Below are 20,602 nucleotides of genomic sequence, written 5' to 3'. Positions count from 1 at the left end.
GTTTTTCTGTATGTGTTATAAAATAAATAGCTGGATGAAAAACAGAATGGCGAAAACGATGACGAGAGGGTGAATCTCTCTCCATTTTCCTCGCGCTGCTTTTACGATCGGATATGAAATAAAGCCAAGCGCGATTCCTGTAGAAATGCTGGATGTCAATGGCATGGCGAGAATAACAAGAAACGCCGGGAATGCTTCGTCCATCTCTTTCCAGTTCATATTTGACACAGAGCTCATCATCAGGCTGCCAACGATAATCAAAGCAGGTGAGGTGATCGCGGCTATGCCGGATAAGGCGCTGACGAGCGGACTGAAAAACATAGAAGCCGCAAACAGCACAGCAACTGTCAAACTTGTAAGCCCCGTTCTTCCCCCGGCTGCGACACCAGCGGAAGATTCGATAAATGCGGTTGTCGGGCTTGTGCCGAAAACAGCTCCTACTGTCGTCGCTGTTGAATCGGCAAGCAGCGCTTTTCGCACGTTCGGCAGCTTGTTGTTCTTCATCAGCCCTGCTTGCTCGGCAACGCCGATCATCGTGCCTGTCGTATCAAAAATCGTGACCAATAGAAAAGAAAAGACGACAGCGTACAGGCCATGATGAACGACATCGCCAAAAGCGGAAAACGGATTTGAGATAATCAGGCCATCCGGCAAATGAGGAAGTGACATAAAGCCTTTTGAAAAATGCAGCTGGCCGGTAAAAAAGGCGATCAAAGCGGTAGCTGCCATTCCAATAAATAAAGCGCCGCTTACTTTCCGCACCATCAGGACCACACTGATCAAAAGGCCGACAAGCGTTAAAATAACACCTGGTGAATGCAGATTGCCGAGAGTAACCAGGTTTGACTCATCAGCGGCCACAATTCCCGCCTGACGCAAACCGATAAAAGCAATAAACAGCCCGATCCCTGTTGTAATCCCGTATTTTAAATTGTTTGGAATCGCTTCTATAAGTTGTTTTCTTAAAGGCGTTAACGATAGAATAATGAAGAGAACCCCTGCTGTAAATACTGCGCTGAAAGCTGTTGCGTACGTGATTCCGCCATCGCTTGCGCTTACAACATGAAAGGCTAAATATGCGTTCAAGCCCATGCCGGGTGCAATAGCAATCGGATAATTTGCTGCCAGGGCCATCCACAGCGTTCCGACAATGGAGGCAATAATCGTTGCGGTGAAAACCTGGTCGAAAGGAACCCCGGCGTTAGCCAGAATGACCGGATTTACCACGACAATATAGACCATTGTGAAAAAGGTCGTCAGCCCTGCTATGATTTCTTGCTTTATGGATGTTTGCTGCTCTTTTAGATGAAACATAGTATCCTCCAATTACGAACATTTTAACAAAACACCATTAATATTATTCGTTTTATTTTGTTTTTGCAAGTCATTTCTTGCGGAAAGGGGATCGTTATGAACTGGGAAGTCGAAGTGATCAGAAAAAAAGAGGATTTAATTCGTGATACACAGGAATTTTTGAGAATTAACAGTGTAATGGATGAAACAACCGCCGGACCCGGCAAACCGTTTGGAGAAGGTGTAAATGCAAGCCTGACTTCGTTGCTGGAGCTGGGAGAAAAAGAAGGCTTTACAACAAAAAATCTTGACGGCTTTGCAGGCCATATTGAATGGGGCGAGGGAGATGACATTGTCGGCGTACTTTGCCATGTTGACGTCGTGCCGCCGGGAGATGGGTGGACGAGTGACCCGTTTTCAGCTGATATCCGCAACGGACGGATTTATGCGAGAGGCGCCATTGATGACAAAGGCCCGACAATGGCGGCATTCTACGCGCTAAAAATCGTAAAAGACATGAATCTGCCGCTTTCCAAGCGTGTCAGAATCATTATCGGAACAGATGAAGAAAGCGATTGGAGATGCGTGGAGCATTATTTTAAGCATGAAGAAATGCCAACACTGGGTTTTGCGCCTGACGCCGATTTTCCGATTATTAACGCGGAAAAAGGGATCATTGATGCTTCATTGCTCATCCCGCATCACCCAAACCAAGCCGAATCAGAAACAGTGCTTGTCTCATTTCAGTCAGGCCTTCGCTTAAACATGGTGCCTGACGCTGCGGAAGCTGTCATTGAAGGGCCGAAAAAAGAAGCGATTCTTGATTCTTTTAAAGACATGCTTCGCGCGACGGATCAAAAAGGAGAGGCTGAAATAGAGAATGGACAGCTCATTTTGCGTATGTACGGGCTTTCCTGCCATGCGATGGAACCGAACAATGGAATCAATGCCGGCCTTTTATTGTGCGAATTTCTGCAGCAGGCTGAGCTTGACGAAGCAGGCCGGCGGTTTGTGCAAGTTGTGACAGACAAGTTCTCAGATGATACGAGAGGAAAGAAACTGAATATCGACTGTGAGGATGACATTAGCGGCGAGCTGACACTAAATGTCGGAACACTGCGCTATACAGAAGGGCAAGGAGGCGAGCTCGGGATCAATATCCGCTATCCTGTAACAGCGGAAAGCAAAGTGATCCGCGATGCATTCGAAAGCGCATCTGAATTTGAGCTCGGCGTATTCAAAGACAGCAAGCCGCATCATGTGTCAGCAGACCATCCGTTAGTCAAAACCCTGCAAAAGGTTTATGAAGGCCAGCTGGGCAAAAAAGCTGATTTAATCTCAATCGGCGGGGGGACTTATGCAAGATCGTTAAAAGCCGGTGTCGCGTTTGGCCCGCTGTTCCCCGGACGTCCTGACAGCGCCCACCAAAAGGATGAATATATTGAAATTGACGACCTGTTGAGATCGACAGCGTTATACGCGCAGGCAATCTACGAACTTGCAAAATAAAAGGACCGGCTTCTGCGGAAGCCAGTCCTTTTTTTAAACAAATGACCATAAATCAGTTGATAAATATCGTTCCCCTGTATCGGCAGTCATACAGACCACAACTTGGTCAGGAGAGAGGCGTTTTGCTGTTTCGATTGCCGCGAAGCAGGCAGCACCTGACGAAGGCCCGACAAGTATTCCTTCTTCAGCAGCAAGGCGTCTTGTTGTCGTATAGGCGTCTTCATCAGAGATTTTGATAATTTCATCATATACGTCTTGATTTAAAATCGGAGGTATGAAGCCCGGGCTCGTGCCTACAAGCTTATGCGCGCCGGGTTTTCCTCCGGATAATACAGGCGAACCCGCAGGCTCGACAACGTGAACGGTGATATCCGGAAAAAGCTCTTTGAGCGCTTCACCTGTTCCGGTAATGGTTCCGCCCGTTCCGGAAGAGGCGACAAAAGCGCCGAGCGGTTTGCCGATTTCTTCTAATGCCCGGGCAATTTCAGGCGCTGTCGTTTTTCGGTGCGCGTCAGGATTGGCGCTGTTATCGAACTGCATCGGAATATAGCTGTTCGGAATTTGTTCGGCAAGCTCCTTCGCTTTTTTAATGCTGCCCGGCATTCTTTCCGATCCTGGTGTTAACACAACCTCTGCGCCGTAAGCTTTAAGAAGGTTGATCCGTTCCTTTGTCATCGTATCAGGCATGACTAAGATCGCCTTATAGCCGCGTGCCGCCGCATTCATGGCGAGTCCGATTCCGGTGTTTCCGCTCGTCGGCTCTATAATAACTGATCCCGGTTTGAGCAAACCGTTTTGTTCTGCTTCTATGATCATATGATAAGCGGCTCTGTCTTTCACACTGCCGCTCGGATTGAAAAATTCAAGCTTTAAATAGACTTGTGCCGCGTTTTCCGGCTGAAGCCGATTCAATCTCACAAGCGGTGTATCCCCTATCAGATCAGCTGTATTTTCAACGATTTTCAACATTGTCATCCCTTTCTGAATAAAACAAGTGTCATATAATATCCTAACATAATAAACGTTTGTGCGAGAGTGTTTTCATTCACTTGTCCTCTATCCGCACAGCCTCTTTATTGATAAAATATAGCTGTTACAGAAGGGAGTGTCAGACGGATGCCAGATACACGGCCACATTATTTTATCGGTGTTCCCATTCCTGAGGGAATCGCGAACCCGATTTACCATGCTGCGAAAAACGAGCCGGTTTTGACGTTTCAAAAATGGGTGCACCCGCTTGACTACCATATCACGTTAATTTTTCTCGGAGCGGCGGATGAGACACAAATTCAGCAGCTTGAGGGTTCGCTTGCTGCGATTGCTTCGGAAACCAATCCGTTTTCGATTGAGTTTGGCAAAATAGATGTATTCGGCGACCGCAGAAGGCCGCGTGTTTTACACCTGGAGCCAAAGAAAAACAGAACGCTTGAAGTGTTGCGGGAACATACGAAACAGGCTGTGCTTCAAGCCGGCTTTCAAGTGGAAAAAAGACCGTATCACCCTCATATGACGCTGGCTAGAAAATGGACGGGAGAAGAAGGATTTCCGGCACATGTTCCGTTTGAAAGCGGCGAGGTTTCGATGATGGCTGAACGGTTTTCGCTCTTTCGAATACACTTGAACAAATCACCAAAATACGAGGAAATATTCAAATTTCATTTATCTTAATTCATGGCGGAGTGGAGAAACGAAATGGCACAAATCATCAAAATTCATGATTATATATCGAGATATGAGCTTGATCCGTACCATTATATCAACCAGTTTGTACGGCTGAAAAAAGAGCGCTGGCTTTCACTATTAGAAGCAGCGGAGCGCCAGCATGAAGAACGGCAATCCAGTGCCGAAGAGCCTGAACCGTTGCAGAAACGAAAAAAATTTTCATTGAAAAGAAGAAAAGAAGAGATAAAAGCCGATATACAAGAAGAGAGACACCAATGGTTTGAGGACGAAGACGAATTACATGTAAGGCTGCCGAAGAGCAGGATGGCGCTTGCTTCTTTTTATAAAAGACATTTATATGAATTTCAGCTCAAATGGGCAAGCTCTACTCTTTCAGAAATATCTCATCTCTCAAACCAGGTGAAGCAGGACCGCATTTTGCGTTATCTGACCCAGCAGCTGCCTGATTCTTATTTCATTATGTATAAGCCTGTGCTGAAAATTCAGCAGGCGGCGGTTGAATTAAGCATTGTGATTATTTCCCCTCTTGAAATTTTTTGCGTTTCTTTCTTAGAGGCGGAGGAAGACAGTGTGTACATAGGGTCTAAAAATCGTTTTTGGGACAAGAAAACAGCCTCTCAGACTGAATCAGTGTTAAATCCGGGACTGAGCTTGTTTCGAACGGATTCCGTTGTGTCAAAGATCGTAAAGGAAAAACAGGCTGAGATTCCGGTTCGAAAATTGCTTTTAAGCAGAACGTCGTATATCGACTACCCCGAACCGCCATACGGCTTAGAGATAGCGGATAAGCGCGGCGCGGAGGAATGGATTGAACGGCAGAAGAAAAACACTGCTCCGATTAAGCATCATCAAGTGAAGGCTGCAAAGGCTCTATTGTCTTACTGCATGTCTGACTCCTATCGCAGACAAGAGTGGCTGGAGTAAAAGAGAACGATTTGAGCGGTTTTCTCATAACATAAGCAGGTGAGAAGATGAGCCATTGGTTTTTTATTATTAATCCGACAGCAGGACATCGCAACGGCCTGCGTGTTTGGATGTCCATTCAAAAGGAATTAATCAAACGGAAGATTGAGCACCGCTCATTTTTAACGGAACATCCGGGGCACGCAGAGGTACTCGCCAGGCAGATTTCTACGATACAGGAATATAAGCTGAAGAGACTGATCGTCATTGGCGGAGACGGTACCATGCATGAAGTTGTCAACGGGCTGAAAGATGTAGACGATATTGAACTAAGCTTTGTGCCGGCGGGCGCGTATAATGATTTTTCGCGAGGATTCTCTATTAAAAAAATTGATTTGATACAGGAAATCAGAAAGCAGAAGCGTCCGTTAACCCGAACCTTTCATTTAGGAAGCGTAAATTTTCTTCAGGATAAATCGCAGGTTCTTTATTTTATGAATCATATCGGGATCGGGTTTGACGCATATGTCAATAAAAAGGCGATGGAATTTCCGTTGAGACGGGCTTTTCTATTTCTCCGCCTTCGATTTCTTGTGTATCCGCTTTCCCATTTGCACGCTTCGGCGACTTTTAAGCCGTTTTCGTTAGCCTGCACAACGGAAGGCGAGACGCACGAATTTCATGATGTCTGGTTTGCGGTTGTATCCAACCATCCGTTTTACGGGGGCGGCATGAAGGCGGCCCCGCTTGCAAATCCGCGCGAGAAGGCGTTTGATATCGTGATTGTTGAGAATCAGCCGTTTTTGAAAAAATATTGGCTTTTATGTCTGATGGCATTTGGAAAACATACAAAGATGGATGGCGTTACGATGTTGAAAGCAAAAGACATTACGTTTTACACGAAGGACAAAATTCCGTTTCATGCCGACGGAGAAATCATGGGCACCACCCCGTTTCGTCTGTCATCGAGTCCTTCGCCCCTAAAGATCAAAACATAAACGTATTTGAAGGAGAGAGCTTCCGATGGCCAGCATCCGCCGCAGCTTCGAAGCGTATGTCGATGACATGAATGTCATTACCGTTCTGATTCCTGCTAAACAAAAAGAAATCATCAAACCGCCGTTTCGGCTTGAGACAGAAACGGCAGTTTTTCCTCTGGCTGTCAGGGAGGAATACCGGCTTGAAGCAACATACAAGTACGTTTGCGTATCCGAACATCCGGTGACATTCGGGAAAATACATGCCGTCAGAGCGTGCAGCGGCGACAAAACGGATCTCCAAATTGGCGCGGTCATCCGGACGGACTCGTTTGATGATGCATTTTATTATGACGGAGAGCTGGGGGCCGTTTATACTGCGGATTATACTGAATTTAAAGTATGGGCGCCTGCCGCAGTCTCAGCTGCTGTCAAGCTGTCACACCCTAATAAAAGCGGGCGCACATTCCAAATGACTCGGTTGGAAAAAGGCGTTTATGCCGTTACGGTCAGCGGTGATCTCCACGGGTATGAGTATGTGTTCTGCATATGCAACAATTCAGAGTGGGCGGAAACCGTTGACCCGTATGCAAAGGCCGTGACGGTAAATGGAGAGAAGGGTGTCGTCCTGCGCCCGGATCAAATGAAAAAGGCTGACCCGCTCAAACCATTCTCAAACCCTGCGGATGCTGTCATCTATGAGATGCACATCCGTGATTTCTCCATTCATGAAAACAGCGGCATGAAAAACAAGGGGAAATACTTAGCGCTGACGGAAACGGATACGCAAACCACAAATGGATGTTCCTCAGGACTGGCGTATGTAAAAGAGCTCGGCGTTACACATGTAGAGCTTTTGCCGGTGAATGATTTTGCCGGAGTTGATGAAGAGAAGCCGCTTGATGCTTACAATTGGGGATATAACCCGCTTCATTTCTTTGCCCCGGAGGGAAGCTATGCCTCAAACCCTCATGATCCGCAAATAAGAAAAACAGAGTTAAAACAAATGATCAAAACCCTTCACCAGCACGGCCTGCGAGTTATTCTGGATGTCGTTTTTAACCATGTATACGAGAGGCAGAATTCCCCATTTGAAAAGATAGTGCCCGGTTATTATTTCCGGCATGACGAGTTTGGAATGCCGTCAAACGGCACCGGCGTTGGAAATGATATCGCATCAGAAAGACGGATGGCGAGAAAATTTATTGCGGACTGCGTCATCTATTGGCTGGAGGAATACGATGCCGACGGCTTCCGTTTTGATCTGCTCGGCATTTTAGATATTGACACCGTGCTTTATATCAAAGAAAAAGCAACTGCGGTAAAGCCCGGAATCCTGCTGTTTGGGGAAGGATGGGATTTGGCGACACCGCTGCCGCATGAACAGAAAGCCGCCTTGGCAAACGCTTCAAAAATGCCGGGCATCGGCTTTTTTAATGATATGTTTCGCGACGCTGTGAAAGGGAACACCTTTCACCTCACGGCTGCTGGCTTTGCGCTCGGCGGCGGGGAAGCAGCGGAAACCGTTATGCATGGGATTGCCGGGTCTTCCGGATGGAAGGCATTAGCGCCGGTTGTTCCTGAACCCAGCCAGTCTATCAATTATGTCGAGTCACACGATAATCACACCTTTTGGGATAAAATGAGTCTTGCCCTGCCTCATGAAACTGACAGCCGAAAGAGAAGCAGGCAACGGCTGGCGTCCGCGATTATTTTGCTTGCCCAAGGGGTGCCGTTTATTCACAGCGGACAGGAATTTTTCCGGACGAAGCAGGGAGTGGAAAACAGCTATCAATCCAGTGACAGCATCAACCAGCTGGATTGGGACCGGCGTGAAACATTCAAAGAAGATGTTGACTACATCCGCAAACTGATCTCGCTGAGAAAAGCGCATCCGGCATTCCGGCTCAATTCCGCCACAGACATCCAGCGCCATCTCGAATGTTTAACGCTAAACGAACACCTCATCGCATACAGGCTTCATGATCTTGGCGCGTTTGATAACTGGGAGGACATCATCGTCATCCATCACGCGAGTCCGGAATCCGTTGAATGGAAGCTGCCAAACGACAAAACGTACCAGCTTTTATGTAATACATCAGGTTTTCAGCATGAACAGAAAGAAATCAAGAAAGCGGTTGCGGTAAACGGTATCGGAACGGTTATCTTATATTTAGCATCAGATCTTAAGAGTTTTGCTTGACGAAGTTTGTGCTATAGCGCTAAAATTTAAAGGACGGCTATTGATTAGCATATGAGACTCTCAATAGCTGTCTTTTTTATTTTCATACGATTCGTACGAAAAAGGCACTCGCTGGATAGACTAGAGACGATTCGCCTTTATTCTAAAATATTTTAAGAAATGATGGGTTGAACATTGATATGAACTGGTTGGGACAATTACTAGGTAGCGATTGGGAGATCTTCCCTGCCGGAGGAGCTACAGGAGATGCATATTATGCGAAACATAACGGGCAGCAGCTTTTTTTAAAACGTAATAGCTCACCTTTCTTAGCTGTTTTATCCGCCGAAGGCATTGTTCCGAAGCTGGTTTGGACAAAACGGATGGAAAATGGGGACGTCATTACGGCCCAGCACTGGATGACCGGCAGAGAGCTGAAGCCTAAAGATATGAGCGGACGGCCCGTTGCTGAATTGCTTCGTAAAATACACACATCAAAAGCCTTGCTGGACATGCTGAAAAGACTTGGAAAAGAACCGCTGAACCCGGGGGCTCTTCTGTCTCAGCTGAAGCAGGCTGTATTTGCTGTGCAGCAATCTTCGCCGCTGATTCAAGAAGGAATCAAGTATTTAGAAGAACATCTGCATGAAGTGCATTTCGGTGAGAAAGTCGTTTGCCATTGTGATGTCAATCATAATAACTGGCTATTGTCTGAAGACAACCAGCTGTATTTAATTGACTGGGACGGCGCCATGATCGCTGATCCGGCGATGGATCTCGGGCCTTTGCTGTACCACTACGTCGAAAAGCCAGCTTGGGAGAGCTGGCTGAGCATGTACGGCATTGAGTTAACAGAAAGCCTGCGGCTGCGAATGGCTTGGTATGTGTTATCCGAAACAATCACTTTCATTGCCTGGCACAAAGCGAAAGGCAATGATAAGGAATTTCATGATGCAATGGAAGAACTGCATATCCTCATGAAACGTATCGTTGAATAATCAGGAATACGAATCCATTTGCTCTACCCATTGAGACAGGCTGTTTTGATGCTCTTGTATGTGTGAGTCGATGGATTTGGACGATATTCCTGATTGGCTGTAGCGGTAAACATCCTCCAGCACGTTTTTGAAGTTTGAATCAAGCTCCGTGTTTGCCATCAGCGATTTAATCACACGCTCAAGCTGCTCGTACTCTGCGACGGTTCCGCAGCAGTCCAATTGATGGTCAGTCAATATATCCTTCAATAAATGAACTTGATGCTCATAATGTAAACCCATAACGGTACACATCCCTTCAGTATCATACGGGTTAAATTGTTCAAAACAGAGCGTTTTTATACATGTGACAGGAGTGTTCCGGCAGACGGGAACCTCTTTTTTTATATGCTCAGACGTAGCGGGCACACTGGAAAAACGAGCTTGCGGGTCTTTTTAATTCATGGTATGTTGTTAGTCGAAATAATAGATAGAGGTGTCAATCATATGAGAATGCGCCACAAGCCTTGGGCTGATGACTTTTTGGCTGAAAACGCAGATATTGCCATCAGCAATCCAGCTGATTATAAAGGAAAATGGAACACAGTGTTTGGCAACGACAATCCGATTCATATTGAGGTTGGTACAGGAAAAGGGCAATTCATTTCTGGAATGGCCAAACAAAACCCTGATATCAATTATATTGGGATTGAGTTATTTAAAAGCGTCATCGTGACAGCCGTCCAAAAAGTAAAAGATACCGAAGCGCCGAATGTAAAGCTTCTGAATATAGATGCGGACACGCTGACAGATGTGTTTGAGCAGGGTGAAGTCAAACGGGTCTACTTGAACTTTTCTGATCCTTGGCCGAAGAACCGTCATGAAAAACGCCGTCTGACGTATTCCCACTTCCTCAAAAAATATGAAGAAGTGATGGGAAAAGGCGGGGCGATTCATTTTAAAACGGACAACCGCGGCTTGTTTGAGTACTCTTTGAAAAGCTTCTCCGAGTACGGCCTGCTGCTGACATATGTCAGTCTCGATTTGCATAACAGCAATCTGGAAGGCAATATCATGACAGAATACGAAGAAAAATTCTCAGCACTCGGCCAGCCGATCTATCGGGCAGAGGTTGAATGGAGAACGTAAAGACAGACTCTGATTGGAGTCTGTTTTTTTTATGGACCGTTTGCTACCATGATGTCAGGGGGGATGAAAATGGAAACAATGACAATCGGAAACATCACGTTAACCTGGCTTGACGGAGGCGTGACACATATGGACGGAGGCGCCATGTTCGGCGTTGTTCCAAAGCCGCTATGGTCTAAAAAGTATCCAGTCAATGAAAAAAACCAGATTGAACTAAGGACAGACCCTATTTTGATTCAAAAGGACGGGCTTAATATCATTGTCGACGCCGGAATTGGGTCCGGCAAGCTGACTGATAAACAAAAACGAAACTATGGCGTGACACAAGAGTCGAATGTGAAAACATCATTAGCGGCGCTCGGATTAACAGCTGCTGCTATAGACGTGATTGCTATGACACACCTTCATTTCGACCATGCATGCGGTTTAACAGAATATGAAGGAGAGCAACTCACCTCTGTCTTTCCGAATGCAGTGATTTATGCATCAGCTATTGAATGGAATGAAATGCGCCACCCGAATATCAGATCGAAAAATACGTACTGGAAAGAAAACTGGGAGGCAGTTAACGCCCAAGTTAAAACCTTTGAAGAAACCTTAACAATCACAGAAGGAATTACGCTGCATCACACCGGGGGCCATAGTGACGGGCACAGTATTCTTGTATGCGAGGATGCGGGTGAAACCGCTATACATATGGCAGATCTGATGCCGACACACGCCCACCGCAATCCGCTATGGGTGCTGGCTTACGATGATTATCCCATGACCTCTATACCGCAAAAGCAGAAATGGCAGGCATTCGCAGCGGAAAAAGACGCATGGTTTATTTTCTACCATGATGCCGAATATCGAGCGCTTAAGTGGGATGAGGATGGAAGCATCAAAGATTCAGTCAAGCGAATCAACTAACAGCATATTTTTATGTTTACCCTGCATGATTTCCGGCTAATAATGCAAACCTAGTACTAATTATGCTCAGAAAGGAAGAGGCAGGGTGAAACAATTTACAGTAACAAACGAAGGAGACATTCAAACAACGTTAAGAGGCCTTGAAGTACTCTCTGTTCCTTTTTTGAACAAAGGTGTTGCTTTTACTGAGGAAGAAAGAAAAGAACTTGGTTTAAAAGGCTTTCTGCCGCCAAAGGTATTAACGATTGAAGATCAGGCGAAAAGAGCGTACGAACAATACTCCGCACAGCCTGACGATCTAAGTAAAAATGTCTATTTAACTGCGTTGCACGATCGGAACGAAACGCTGTTTTACCGCTTGTTAAATGACCATTTAGGGGAAATGCTCCCGGTTGTCTACACACCGACAGTTGGAACGGCGATCCAGAGATACAGCCATGAATACAGAAAGCCAAGGGGGCTCTATCTGTCTATTGATGACCCGGACGGTATGAGAGAAGCGTTTAAACAGTATAAAGATCAAAGTGATACAATCGATTTAATTGTTGCAACTGACGCGGAAGGAATTTTAGGAATCGGAGACTGGGGTGTTGGCGGAATCGCGATTTCTATCGGCAAGCTGGCGGTTTATACGGCTGCTGCGGGCATTGATCCGAGCAGAGTGCTGGCTGTCGTTTTAGATGCGGGGACAAATCAGGAGAGCCTCTTAAACGATCCGCTTTATGTCGGCAACCAGCATTCCAGAGTGCGCGGGGAGCGCTATGACCAATTTATTGACGATTATGTTGCGCTGGCGAGAGAAACGTTCCCGAATGCGCTGCTGCACTGGGAAGATTTCGGAGCGAAAAACGCGCGCAGCATTTTGAAACGCTACAAAGATAAAGTGTGTACGTTCAATGATGATATCCAAGGGACAGGCGCTGTTTCACTGGCGGCGGTCTTATCCTGTGCAAAAGCGTCTAAAGTGCCGCTGAAGGATCACAGAGTCGTCATATTCGGAGCGGGGACGGCAGGAATCGGGATTGCTGAACAGCTGCGGGAAGCATTGGTGCGCGATGGGCTGAGTGAGGAAGAATCATTCCAGCGCTTCTGGTGCATAGACCGAAACGGGCTGTTAACAGATGATATGGATCAGCTTCTCGATTTTCAAAAGCCGTATGCCCGATCGGCCGATGAGGTGAAGGATTATCAGCGGAACGGAGAAGGCGGAGGCATTGATCTTCTTGAAGTGGTCCGCCAGGCGAAACCAACGATCCTGATCGGCACATCTACGGTTTCAGGCGCTTTTACTGAAGAAATTGTAAAAGAAATGGCGTCACACGTTAAACGTCCGGCCATTTTGCCGATGTCAAATCCGACTACTCTTTCTGAAGCAAAGCCGCAGGATTTAATCGAATGGACGGAAGGTCGCGCGCTGATCACGACAGGAAGCCCGTTCCCGCCAGTGGAGTATAACGGCGTAACGTATCATATCGGCCAAGCGAACAACGCGCTTGTCTTTCCGGGTCTCGGTCTTGGGACGATTGTTACCAAATCAAAATTAATTACCGACGGCATGTTTGAAGCATGTGCCCGGGCGATCGCAAGTATGGTCAATGTCGGTGTGCCTGGCGCGCCGATGCTTCCAAAAGTAGAGGATTTGCGGACTGTATCGGCAACCGTCGCGGTTGAAGTCGCTAAAACCGCAATGAAGGAAGGCGTCGCGACGGAAGAGCCTGAGGACATTATACAGGCTGTGCAGGACGCGATGTGGTATCCGGTATATAAACCGATTCGCGCGATATAATAAAAAAGAGCCGCTGCGTAGGCAGCGGCTTTTATGTTGCGCTTGTCCGGCGTTAAGAGGCGATTGTATCAATGACATCTACAATTTCCCCTGTTTTCGCATCCACCATGACTTCATATTGTTCTAACTCTCCGAAAGCTGATCGTGTAATGCCGGTTTTGTACACCTGTACCGTTTCTCCGTTCACATTGTAAGGCTCGGGCTGGGTGTAAATCCATGATCCGTCAATCGGCCCACGCTGCTTAAAAGCGGATTTTACGATTCGAAGCGCTTTTTCTGAAGATATATAAGGCTTCATCACATATTGTTTCACAACGACTGCCGTACAAATGCCAAGTCCTGCTCCTAAAAGTAGATGACGCAATTTCAAAATAAAGCACCTCCTGGTTGATCGTACTTTTCATTATACAGAAACCGCCAAATCCTGTTAAGCAATACGCGGCTGTTCGAGCAGATTCGTCCATGGTGCTTGGAAAACTGAATTTTTTCTAATAAAATAAAAGGACTACATAGAAATGAGGGGAAAACATGAATCAAGAAACGAAAGCGCTTTTCCAAACACTGACGCAGCTGCCCGGCGCGCCGGGCAATGAGCATCAGGTTCGTGCTTTTATGAAGCAGGAGCTTTCCAAATATGCCGATGACATCGTTCAGGACAGACTGGGAAGTGTTTTCGGAGTCAGAAAAGGCGAAGAGGGCGCACCGAGAATCATGGTTGCCGGGCATATGGATGAAGTCGGCTTCATGGTCACATCCATTACAGACAACGGGCTGCTCAGATTCCAGACGCTCGGGGGCTGGTGGAGCCAGGTGCTGCTTGCACAGCGAGTTGAAATTCAAACAGATAACGGGCCGGTTCCGGGTGTGATTTCAAGCATACCGCCGCATCTGCTGACAGATGCTCAGCGAAATCGCCCGATGGATATCAAAAACATGATGATCGATATCGGAGCGGATGATAAGGAAGACGCTATCAAAATCGGCATAAAACCGGGACAGCAGATTGTGCCTGTCTGCCCGTTTACGACGATGGCGAATGAAAAGAAAATTTTATCAAAGGCGTGGGATAACCGGTATGGATGCGGCTTGAGCATTGAGCTTTTGAAGGAATTGCACGGAACAGAACTTCCGAACACGCTCTATGCGGGTGCAACGGTACAGGAAGAAGTGGGGCTGAGAGGCGCGCAGACGGCTTCTCATATGATTAAACCGGACTTGTTTTTCGCGCTTGACGCCAGCCCGGCAAACGATATGAGCGGTGACAAAAATGAATTTGGCCAGCTTGGAAAGGGCTTTTTGCTCCGCATTCTTGACAGAACGACAGTCATGCACCGCGGAATGAGAGAATTTGTGCTTGATATGGCGGAAACACATGATATTCCATATCAATATTTCGTTTCAGGCGGGGGAACAGATGCGGGCAGAGTCCATATTTCGAACAGCGGCGTTCCTTCAGCGGTTATCGGGATTTGTTCCCGCTACATTCATACGAACGCATCTATCATTCATATTGATGATTATGCTGCCGCGAAAGAAATGCTTATCAAACTTGTGACAGCCTGCGATAAGCAGACGGTGGACGCGATTAAAGAAAATATGTAGGCCGTCATGAAAGCTTGTTGAACAGGGATGTAAGCCCGGATCGACAAGCTTTTTTCTTATTCTGTTTCAAAAACATAGGAAAGGGCCTTGATGGCTTGGTTTACGGTTTCAACCGTGATATTCGCTTTGTTGGAAAGCTCTTTTAAAGGATGATGGAGCGATTCCGGCCGGATGATAATCAGGGGTTTTCCTTTTGCGATCGCATATGATGCATCCATTGCCGTGTTCCATTGTTTGTATTTTTCGCCAAACAGGGCGATCACAAAGTCGGCTTTATTCATCAGGACGGCGGTTCTGAAGTTGTTCATGTCAGAGGCTTTGTCATCCTTCAAAATGGCATTTGGCTGAACGCCCATAATTTCTTCTCCGATATTGTCTGATCGGTCATGATTTTCCATCGGGCCGACAAACGTAATCGGCAGCTTCAGCGATTTTGTTTTCTCTTTGATTTCCTCGCGCCAATTGCTGTGGATTTCTCCTGCTAAATAGACGATAAACTCCATACTAAAATCCCTCCTTATGTATGTCCATCTGTAAATTTTACCCTCATGTACACGATGTTAAACGAAACGAGCTTGATAATGCAAATAAAATATGATAATGATAATGGGAAAGCTAATCTTACATATTCATTCGTTGCATATAAGTGGTTTTGCCGCAAGCAGTTTGGTATGATCCAAATGGACGAGTATCGATATACCAACATGTAAGAACATAAACAACTGGAGGGATATAAAATGAAAAAAATTGAATCAACTCAAGAGCTGGAAAAAGCGGTAAAGGATGATTGGGCTGTCTTTATGTTTTCAGCCGACTGGTGCCCGGATTGCCGTTTTGTAGAGCCTTTTCTGCCTGAACTGGAAGCGAACTTCCCAGAATTCACTTACTACTACGTAGACCGCGACAAATTCATTGATACATGTGCAGAGTGGGAAATTTACGGAATCCCAAGCTTTGTGGTGTTTCATGAAGGAAAAGAAGTAAATCGTTTTGTGAGCAAAGACCGCAAAACAAAAGAAGAAATTGAACAGTTTTTAACAGACTCTCTCGCTAAAGCGTAAAGGAGGACATCGGTTTGAAAATGACCTCAAGGAAGCTGTCAGATATTCTGAAACAGCGCCTTCAGCACGAGAATCGCTCCTTTCTGTTTGACAGAGAAAAAGACACCCTCCGTGTTGAGGATCAAACGACCAAAAAAGGAATTACACTCGACCTCCCGCCGATTATTGCAAAATGGGAACTGAAAAAAGATGAAGCTATTGATGAGATTGTGTACTATGTCTCCGAAGCGATGACGGCAATGGAAGGGAACGCCCAGGAAATGACCGGAAAAGAAAGCCGCATTTATCCGGTTATCCGCTCGACCTCTTTCCCGGATAAGTCCAGCGAAGATATTCCGCTCATTTATGACGATCATACCGCAGAGACAAGAATTTATTACGCGCTTGATCTCGGGAAAACCTACCGTTTAATTGATCAGCGCATGCTTGAGAAAGAAAACTGGACAAAAGAGCGGATCAGAGAGACGGCTGCATTTAATCTCCGTTCCCTGCCGACGGTTGTCAAAGAGGACACGGTTGCCGGCAATTTCTTTTATTTCTTCAGGGCAAACGACGGTTACGACGCCAGCCGGATTCTGAACGAAGCGATTTTAAATGAGTACAAGCAGCGTGCAGAAGGGGAGCTGGCGATCTCCGTTCCGCATCAGGACGTTCTGATTCTTGCTGACATCCGGAATGAATCAGGGTATGATATTTTAGGACAAATGTCGATGAGCTTTTTTGCAGGCGGCACCGTTCCGATTACCGCCCTTTCATTTTTGTACAATGAAGGAAAGCTGGAGCCGGTGTTTATCCTGGCGAAAAGCCGTCCGAAAAAGGATTAGAAAGGATTTTTACTTATGAACGCTTTTTATAATAAAGAAGGTGTGGGAGACACGCTCCTGATCTCTCTTCAAGATGTGACACGCGAACAAATAGGCTATGAAAAACACGGCGACGTCGTCAAAATTTTTCATAACGAAACAAAGGAAACAACGGGCTTCAATATTTTTAACGCGTCTTCTTACTTGACTCTCGATGAAAACGGCCCTGTGTCGCTTTCAGAAACATTCGTGCAAGATGTGAATGAGACTTTAAGCAGAAACGGCGTAGAAGAGACATTGGTCGTTGATTTATCTCCGAAGTTTGTTGTGGGATACGTGGAATCAAAAGAAAAACATCCGAATGCGGATAAATTAAGCGTATGTAAAGTCAATGTAGGAGAAGAAACGCTTCAGATCGTCTGCGGCGCGCCAAACGTTGATCAAGGACAAAAAGTTGTCGTTGCCAAAGTCGGCGCCGTGATGCCAAGCGGACTTGTCATTAAGGATGCAGAGCTTCGCGGCGTTCCGTCTAGCGGAATGATCTGCTCAGCGAAAGAGCTTGCTTTGCCGGATGCCCCTGCTGAAAAAGGAATCCTTGTGTTAGAAGGAGATTATGAGGCGGGAGACGCATTTCAGTTTTAGACTCCCATAAAGCCGCCAAAAAAAACGAATCATGTGAAAAGCCGCTAAGCCCCTGTTTAGCGGCTTTGTTTTGCTGATAGCTTAATCTTTTCTGGGCCGACCAGCAGTGGTATACTAAAAACCGTCCCAGAAAACTATAAGGGAGTTAGAGATAAATTATGAGTTGGCTTCATAAATTTTTTGATTTGTTTTTAGGCGAGAGTGAAGAGGATAATGAACGGGAGACAAAACCGAAACCCGCTCAAATTCCGCAGCAGCAAGAAGTACATCAACATCATCCTGAAGGACAATTAAAAAGATTGGAAGATCCTAAAATATATTATGAATATCCAAAAGGCAAGTTCCGTTTTCCAGTCGTGCCTGACGGATACCAAAATCAAGACTTAAGAAGGCGCCGCGCACCTTCGGACGAACCGAAATCCGCGCCTCGTCCAAGCGCCGCACCATACAGAGAACATCCGAAAAATGAAAAAGAGCAGCATACATATCAAACATCAGAGCCGGCGAAGAAACCGTTTAAACCGACAAATATCCCTTCGCCAATATATGGATTCAATCAAAAGCCATCCGTCAAAAAGGATGTGCCGAAACAGTCTTCTGAAACTTTGAAGGCACCGGACAAATTTGAAAAAGAGAAGGTAACACTGCTGTCAGAAGAGATCGAACGTGAGCGCGGCTATCCTGCTCCAGACAGACCGAAGCAGCACGTAAAAGAAGAGCCTTTCTTCCCGAATACCCAATTTGAAGAACAGCCTTCTCGCGATTTTAACGAAACGGCTACAGGGCGTGAAGAAGCGCTGGCACAGCGCCCAGCAGAAGAGCTGTCAGGCACGGGCATTCAGCTGCCGGAAAAAGAGACGTCTTTCTTTTCTGCTGAACCAAATGAAGAGCAAACAGCACATGAGACACTGACAGATACAGTAGCTGACGCACAAAAAGACCGTTCAGGCAGTGAGATAAGCCATGAAGACACTATGCCTGCAGTTGCTGAAATTCAAGAAGAACAAAGGGAGCAACAGCCAGAGAAAGCAGCAGAGCCTGTCTTCCGCGCTGAACATGATGAAGAGCAAACAGCACCAGAGTCTCTGAGAGTGGCAGTATCTGAGGCGGAAAAATCAGAAGAGCCATTCGACACCATAGTAAACAATCATCACGCAATCGCGGCAGAAGCTGCTGAGACCCCGTCTGTTCAAGAAGAACAAATGGAAATTCAACAGGAAGTGCCTTCCTTATTTACAGATCACGAGCAATCAGCATCTGAGGCTCTGGTTCAAGCAGAAACTGAGGCCAAAGAATCAGATGAACCATCAGACAGCATAATAAACAATCAGGCCGACCTCCCGGGAGAAGCTGAAGACACGAAGATAGACGTTCAGCCAGATGGGCATGCAGAGCTGGAGCAAGATGATCGCTTGGAACAGGTTTCCAGACCGTTTTCTGAAGCCCATGAAAACCGGCAGGACATTCATGAAAACGAAACATATGCAGCTATAGAGGAGCCGCAAAAAAGGCCTGTCATGCAGGAGAAACGAACTGAACAGAGCGCATCTCCTCAAAAAGGTCCGTCCGTTCCTTTTAACGTCATGATGCTGAAAAGAGATACGCATAAACAGCAAAAAGCAGAGGAACGCCGCGGCAGCTATGTGTTTCCGAATGTCGCACTGCTTGATGTCCCGCCAGCACAAGTTCAAGACGATACTGGCTGGATCGAAGACCAGCGTCAGCTTCTTGATTTGACCCTGAAAAATTTCAATGTCCGCGCCAATGTGGTCCATGTGACCCAGGGGCCTTCTGTCACAAGATTCGAAGTGCATCCTGAACCGGGCGTAAAGGTGAATAAAATCACCAACTTGTCTGATGATATTAAGCTCAGCCTGTCTGCAAGAGATATTCGGATTGAAGCGCCGATTCCGGGGAAAAACACAATCGGAATAGAAGTGCCGAACCGCGCGAGCAAGGTGGTTGACTTGCGCCAGATGATTCGCAGCTCAGCCTTTAGGACAAGCAAGTCACCTCTCACGGCTGCGCTGGGATTGGATATCTCGGGAAACCCTGTCGTTATAGACTTAAAGAAAATGCCGCATGGCTTGATTGCCGGCGCTACGGGATCGGGAAAAAGCGTTTGTATCAATACAATATTGGTCAGTCTGCTTTATAAAGCCGATCCGAGTGAAGTAAAGGTGCTTTTGATTGATCCGAAAATGGTAGAGCTGGCCCCTTACAATAAAATTCCTCATCTCGTCAGCCCGGTCATTACCGACGCCAAAGCGGCTACGGCTGCTTTAAAGTGGGTGGTTGAGGAAATGGAGCGCCGCTATGAGCTGTTTGCCCATTCAGGCGTCCGCGACATTGACCGCTTTAACCAATTAACGGCTGATCACCAAACTGGCGAAAAGCTGCCGTATTTAGTGGTGGTTATCGATGAGCTTGCTGATTTGATGATGGTTGCCCCAAACGATGTGGAAGAGAGCATTGCGCGGATCGCCCAAAAAGCCAGAGCTTGCGGAATCCATCTGCTTGTCGCAACTCAGCGGCCGTCAGTCGATGTTATTACCGGCCTGATTAAGGCGAATATCCCGACGAGAATCGCATTTTCTGTTTCAAGCCAGGTTGATTCCCGGACGATCATAGACATAGCCGGTGCGGAAAAGCTTCTCGGGAAAGGGGACATGCTCTTTTTAGAAAACGGCTCGGGAAAACCAGTCCGTCTTCAAGGTAACTTTGTGTCGGACCGTGAAATCGACCGTGTCGTTTCCCACGTCAGAAACCAAATGCCGCCAACCTATTTATTTGAACAAGAAGAGCTTGTAAGACAAGGATCAGCCCTGAAAGAAGAGGATGAACTGTTTTACGAAGCGTGTGAGTTTGTTGTTGAGCAAAACAGCGCGAGCACTTCAAGCCTGCAAAGAAGATTCAGAATCGGATACAATCGCGCGGCGAGGCTGATCGATATGATGGAAGCGGAAGGCATGATCTCTGAGGCAAAAGGAAGCAAGCCTCGTGAGGTGCTGATCACAGCAAGTGATTTAATAAACGAATAATATAGGTTCATTTTCACACCAAACATGGTATGATAGTGTTTAGAGCATTTAACAGCTATGCCGCTTTACAGCAGATTGAGCATAG

At 46.5% G+C, this 20,602-nt stretch carries 20 protein-coding genes; 15 read left to right on the top strand and 5 right to left on the bottom strand.

Annotation, left to right across the window (positions count from 1 at the left end; translation table 11 throughout):
• Positions 1–15 precede the first annotated feature (15 nt).
• Positions 16–1,314 (bottom strand): hypoxanthine/guanine permease PbuO, encoded by a 1,299-nt coding sequence (gene pbuO / locus EFK13_RS15250; protein WP_064816702.1) that lies wholly within the window; start codon positions 1,312–1,314, stop codon positions 16–18.
• Positions 1,315–1,410: 96 nt separating this feature from the next.
• On the opposite strand from pbuO, the gene pepV reads away from it, so the two are divergent.
• Complete coding sequence (gene pepV, locus EFK13_RS15245) at positions 1,411–2,802, top strand: dipeptidase PepV (RefSeq protein ID WP_129507887.1); 1,392 nt, start codon at positions 1,411–1,413, stop codon at positions 2,800–2,802.
• 33 nt (positions 2,803–2,835) lie between these two features.
• Here the strand turns inward: pepV and cysK are convergent, their stop codons facing one another.
• Positions 2,836–3,771, bottom strand: a complete 936-nt coding sequence (gene cysK / locus EFK13_RS15240; protein WP_129507888.1) for a cysteine synthase A — start codon at positions 3,769–3,771, stop codon at positions 2,836–2,838.
• Positions 3,772–3,918: 147 nt separating this feature from the next.
• On the opposite strand from cysK, the gene thpR reads away from it, so the two are divergent.
• The 5 genes from thpR (at position 3,919) to EFK13_RS15215 (ending at position 9,545) form a co-directional block, all read left to right on the top strand.
• Positions 3,919–4,470 carry an RNA 2',3'-cyclic phosphodiesterase gene (thpR, locus tag EFK13_RS15235; protein ID WP_129507889.1) on the top strand — a complete coding sequence of 184 codons (552 nt, stop codon included), beginning with the start codon at positions 3,919–3,921 and terminating at the stop codon, positions 4,468–4,470.
• Positions 4,471–4,494: 24 nt separating this feature from the next.
• Positions 4,495–5,409 carry a hypothetical protein gene (locus EFK13_RS15230; protein ID WP_064816693.1) on the top strand — a complete coding sequence of 305 codons (915 nt, stop codon included), beginning with the start codon at positions 4,495–4,497 and terminating at the stop codon, positions 5,407–5,409.
• A 47-nt stretch (positions 5,410–5,456) separates the two neighbouring features.
• Positions 5,457–6,386, top strand: coding sequence for a YegS/Rv2252/BmrU family lipid kinase (locus EFK13_RS15225; RefSeq protein WP_129507890.1), 930 nt, complete (start codon positions 5,457–5,459; stop codon positions 6,384–6,386).
• Positions 6,387–6,411: 25 nt separating this feature from the next.
• On the top strand, positions 6,412–8,568 hold the full coding sequence (gene pulA, locus EFK13_RS15220; protein ID WP_129507891.1) for a type I pullulanase: 2,157 nt from the start codon (positions 6,412–6,414) through the stop codon (positions 8,566–8,568).
• A 179-nt stretch (positions 8,569–8,747) separates the two neighbouring features.
• Positions 8,748–9,545, top strand: coding sequence for a phosphotransferase family protein (locus EFK13_RS15215; protein WP_003223423.1), 798 nt, complete (start codon positions 8,748–8,750; stop codon positions 9,543–9,545).
• Here the strand turns inward: EFK13_RS15215 and EFK13_RS15210 are convergent, their stop codons facing one another.
• The gene (locus EFK13_RS15210) at positions 9,546–9,824 is read right to left on the bottom strand and encodes a YtzH-like family protein (protein WP_003237926.1); all 279 of its coding nucleotides are present in this window, start codon (positions 9,822–9,824) and stop codon (positions 9,546–9,548) included.
• A gap of 204 nt (positions 9,825–10,028) precedes the next feature.
• Here EFK13_RS15210 and trmB point away from each other — a divergent pair, with 204 nt between their 5' ends.
• The 3 genes from trmB (at position 10,029) to EFK13_RS15195 (ending at position 13,368) form a co-directional block, all read left to right on the top strand.
• A complete protein-coding gene (gene trmB / locus EFK13_RS15205) occupies positions 10,029–10,670 on the top strand; it encodes a tRNA (guanosine(46)-N7)-methyltransferase TrmB (protein ID WP_075747085.1) in 642 nt (213 codons plus the stop codon).
• Between the two features lie 69 nt (positions 10,671–10,739).
• Positions 10,740–11,582 (top strand): YtnP family quorum-quenching lactonase, encoded by an 843-nt coding sequence (locus EFK13_RS15200; protein WP_167470880.1) that lies wholly within the window; start codon positions 10,740–10,742, stop codon positions 11,580–11,582.
• 85 nt (positions 11,583–11,667) lie between these two features.
• On the top strand, positions 11,668–13,368 hold the full coding sequence (locus tag EFK13_RS15195; protein WP_075747087.1) for an NAD-dependent malic enzyme: 1,701 nt from the start codon (positions 11,668–11,670) through the stop codon (positions 13,366–13,368).
• Positions 13,369–13,420: 52 nt separating this feature from the next.
• On the opposite strand, the gene EFK13_RS15190 is transcribed toward EFK13_RS15195, so the two are convergent.
• Positions 13,421–13,738, bottom strand: coding sequence for a PepSY domain-containing protein (locus tag EFK13_RS15190; RefSeq protein ID WP_003223432.1), 318 nt, complete (start codon positions 13,736–13,738; stop codon positions 13,421–13,423).
• 158 nt (positions 13,739–13,896) lie between these two features.
• Here EFK13_RS15190 and EFK13_RS15185 point away from each other — a divergent pair, with 158 nt between their 5' ends.
• On the top strand, positions 13,897–14,970 hold the full coding sequence (locus EFK13_RS15185; protein WP_129507892.1) for a M42 family metallopeptidase: 1,074 nt from the start codon (positions 13,897–13,899) through the stop codon (positions 14,968–14,970).
• 56 nt (positions 14,971–15,026) lie between these two features.
• Here the strand turns inward: EFK13_RS15185 and EFK13_RS15180 are convergent, their stop codons facing one another.
• Positions 15,027–15,473: a YtoQ family protein gene (locus tag EFK13_RS15180; RefSeq protein ID WP_075747089.1), complete on the bottom strand. Its 447-nt coding sequence runs from the start codon at positions 15,471–15,473 to the stop codon at positions 15,027–15,029.
• A gap of 78 nt (positions 15,474–15,551) precedes the next feature.
• Here EFK13_RS15180 and EFK13_RS15175 point away from each other — a divergent pair, with 78 nt between their 5' ends.
• The 5 genes from EFK13_RS15175 (at position 15,552) to EFK13_RS15155 (ending at position 20,517) form a co-directional block, all read left to right on the top strand.
• The gene (locus EFK13_RS15175) at positions 15,552–15,680 is read left to right on the top strand and encodes a hypothetical protein (protein ID WP_124043389.1); all 129 of its coding nucleotides are present in this window, start codon (positions 15,552–15,554) and stop codon (positions 15,678–15,680) included.
• Between the two features lie 27 nt (positions 15,681–15,707).
• Complete coding sequence (locus EFK13_RS15170; RefSeq protein ID WP_129507893.1) at positions 15,708–16,031, top strand: thioredoxin family protein; 324 nt, start codon at positions 15,708–15,710, stop codon at positions 16,029–16,031.
• Positions 16,032–16,045: 14 nt separating this feature from the next.
• Entirely contained in the window at positions 16,046–16,855 is an 810-nt protein-coding gene (locus EFK13_RS15165; protein ID WP_129507894.1) for a DUF1444 domain-containing protein, read from the top strand.
• A 15-nt stretch (positions 16,856–16,870) separates the two neighbouring features.
• The gene (gene ytpR, locus EFK13_RS15160; RefSeq protein WP_129507895.1) at positions 16,871–17,476 is read left to right on the top strand and encodes a YtpR family tRNA-binding protein; all 606 of its coding nucleotides are present in this window, start codon (positions 16,871–16,873) and stop codon (positions 17,474–17,476) included.
• A 158-nt stretch (positions 17,477–17,634) separates the two neighbouring features.
• The gene (locus EFK13_RS15155) at positions 17,635–20,517 is read left to right on the top strand and encodes a DNA translocase FtsK (RefSeq protein ID WP_129507896.1); all 2,883 of its coding nucleotides are present in this window, start codon (positions 17,635–17,637) and stop codon (positions 20,515–20,517) included.
• The last annotated feature ends 85 nt before the right edge of the window (positions 20,518–20,602 follow it).

This window comes from Bacillus cabrialesii (assembly GCF_004124315.2).
Classification (GTDB): domain Bacteria; phylum Bacillota; class Bacilli; order Bacillales; family Bacillaceae; genus Bacillus; species Bacillus cabrialesii.
Note: the sequence above shows the minus strand (reverse complement) of the source record. Positions and strands in the feature narration are given on the sequence as shown.

What these genes read in the sequence shown, in the direction of transcription:
- pbuO (WP_064816702.1), bottom strand. Translation starts at nt 1,314, where the DNA reads ATGTTTCATCTAAAAGAGCAGCAAACATCCATAAAGCAAGAAATCATA.
- pepV (WP_129507887.1), top strand. Translation starts at nt 1,411, where the DNA reads ATGAACTGGGAAGTCGAAGTGATCAGAAAAAAAGAGGATTTAATTCGT.
- cysK (WP_129507888.1), bottom strand. Translation starts at nt 3,771, where the DNA reads ATGTTGAAAATCGTTGAAAATACAGCTGATCTGATAGGGGATACACCG.
- thpR (WP_129507889.1), top strand. Translation starts at nt 3,919, where the DNA reads ATGCCAGATACACGGCCACATTATTTTATCGGTGTTCCCATTCCTGAG.
- EFK13_RS15230 (WP_064816693.1), top strand. Translation starts at nt 4,495, where the DNA reads ATGGCACAAATCATCAAAATTCATGATTATATATCGAGATATGAGCTT.
- EFK13_RS15225 (WP_129507890.1), top strand. Translation starts at nt 5,457, where the DNA reads ATGAGCCATTGGTTTTTTATTATTAATCCGACAGCAGGACATCGCAAC.
- pulA (WP_129507891.1), top strand. Translation starts at nt 6,412, where the DNA reads ATGGCCAGCATCCGCCGCAGCTTCGAAGCGTATGTCGATGACATGAAT.
- EFK13_RS15215 (WP_003223423.1), top strand. Translation starts at nt 8,748, where the DNA reads ATGAACTGGTTGGGACAATTACTAGGTAGCGATTGGGAGATCTTCCCT.
- EFK13_RS15210 (WP_003237926.1), bottom strand. Translation starts at nt 9,824, where the DNA reads ATGGGTTTACATTATGAGCATCAAGTTCATTTATTGAAGGATATATTG.
- trmB (WP_075747085.1), top strand. Translation starts at nt 10,029, where the DNA reads ATGAGAATGCGCCACAAGCCTTGGGCTGATGACTTTTTGGCTGAAAAC.
- EFK13_RS15200 (WP_167470880.1), top strand. Translation starts at nt 10,740, where the DNA reads ATGGAAACAATGACAATCGGAAACATCACGTTAACCTGGCTTGACGGA.
- EFK13_RS15185 (WP_129507892.1), top strand. Translation starts at nt 13,897, where the DNA reads ATGAATCAAGAAACGAAAGCGCTTTTCCAAACACTGACGCAGCTGCCC.
- EFK13_RS15180 (WP_075747089.1), bottom strand. Translation starts at nt 15,473, where the DNA reads ATGGAGTTTATCGTCTATTTAGCAGGAGAAATCCACAGCAATTGGCGC.
- EFK13_RS15175 (WP_124043389.1), top strand. Translation starts at nt 15,552, where the DNA reads ATGCAAATAAAATATGATAATGATAATGGGAAAGCTAATCTTACATAT.
- EFK13_RS15170 (WP_129507893.1), top strand. Translation starts at nt 15,708, where the DNA reads ATGAAAAAAATTGAATCAACTCAAGAGCTGGAAAAAGCGGTAAAGGAT.
- ytpR (WP_129507895.1), top strand. Translation starts at nt 16,871, where the DNA reads ATGAACGCTTTTTATAATAAAGAAGGTGTGGGAGACACGCTCCTGATC.
- EFK13_RS15155 (WP_129507896.1), top strand. Translation starts at nt 17,635, where the DNA reads ATGAGTTGGCTTCATAAATTTTTTGATTTGTTTTTAGGCGAGAGTGAA.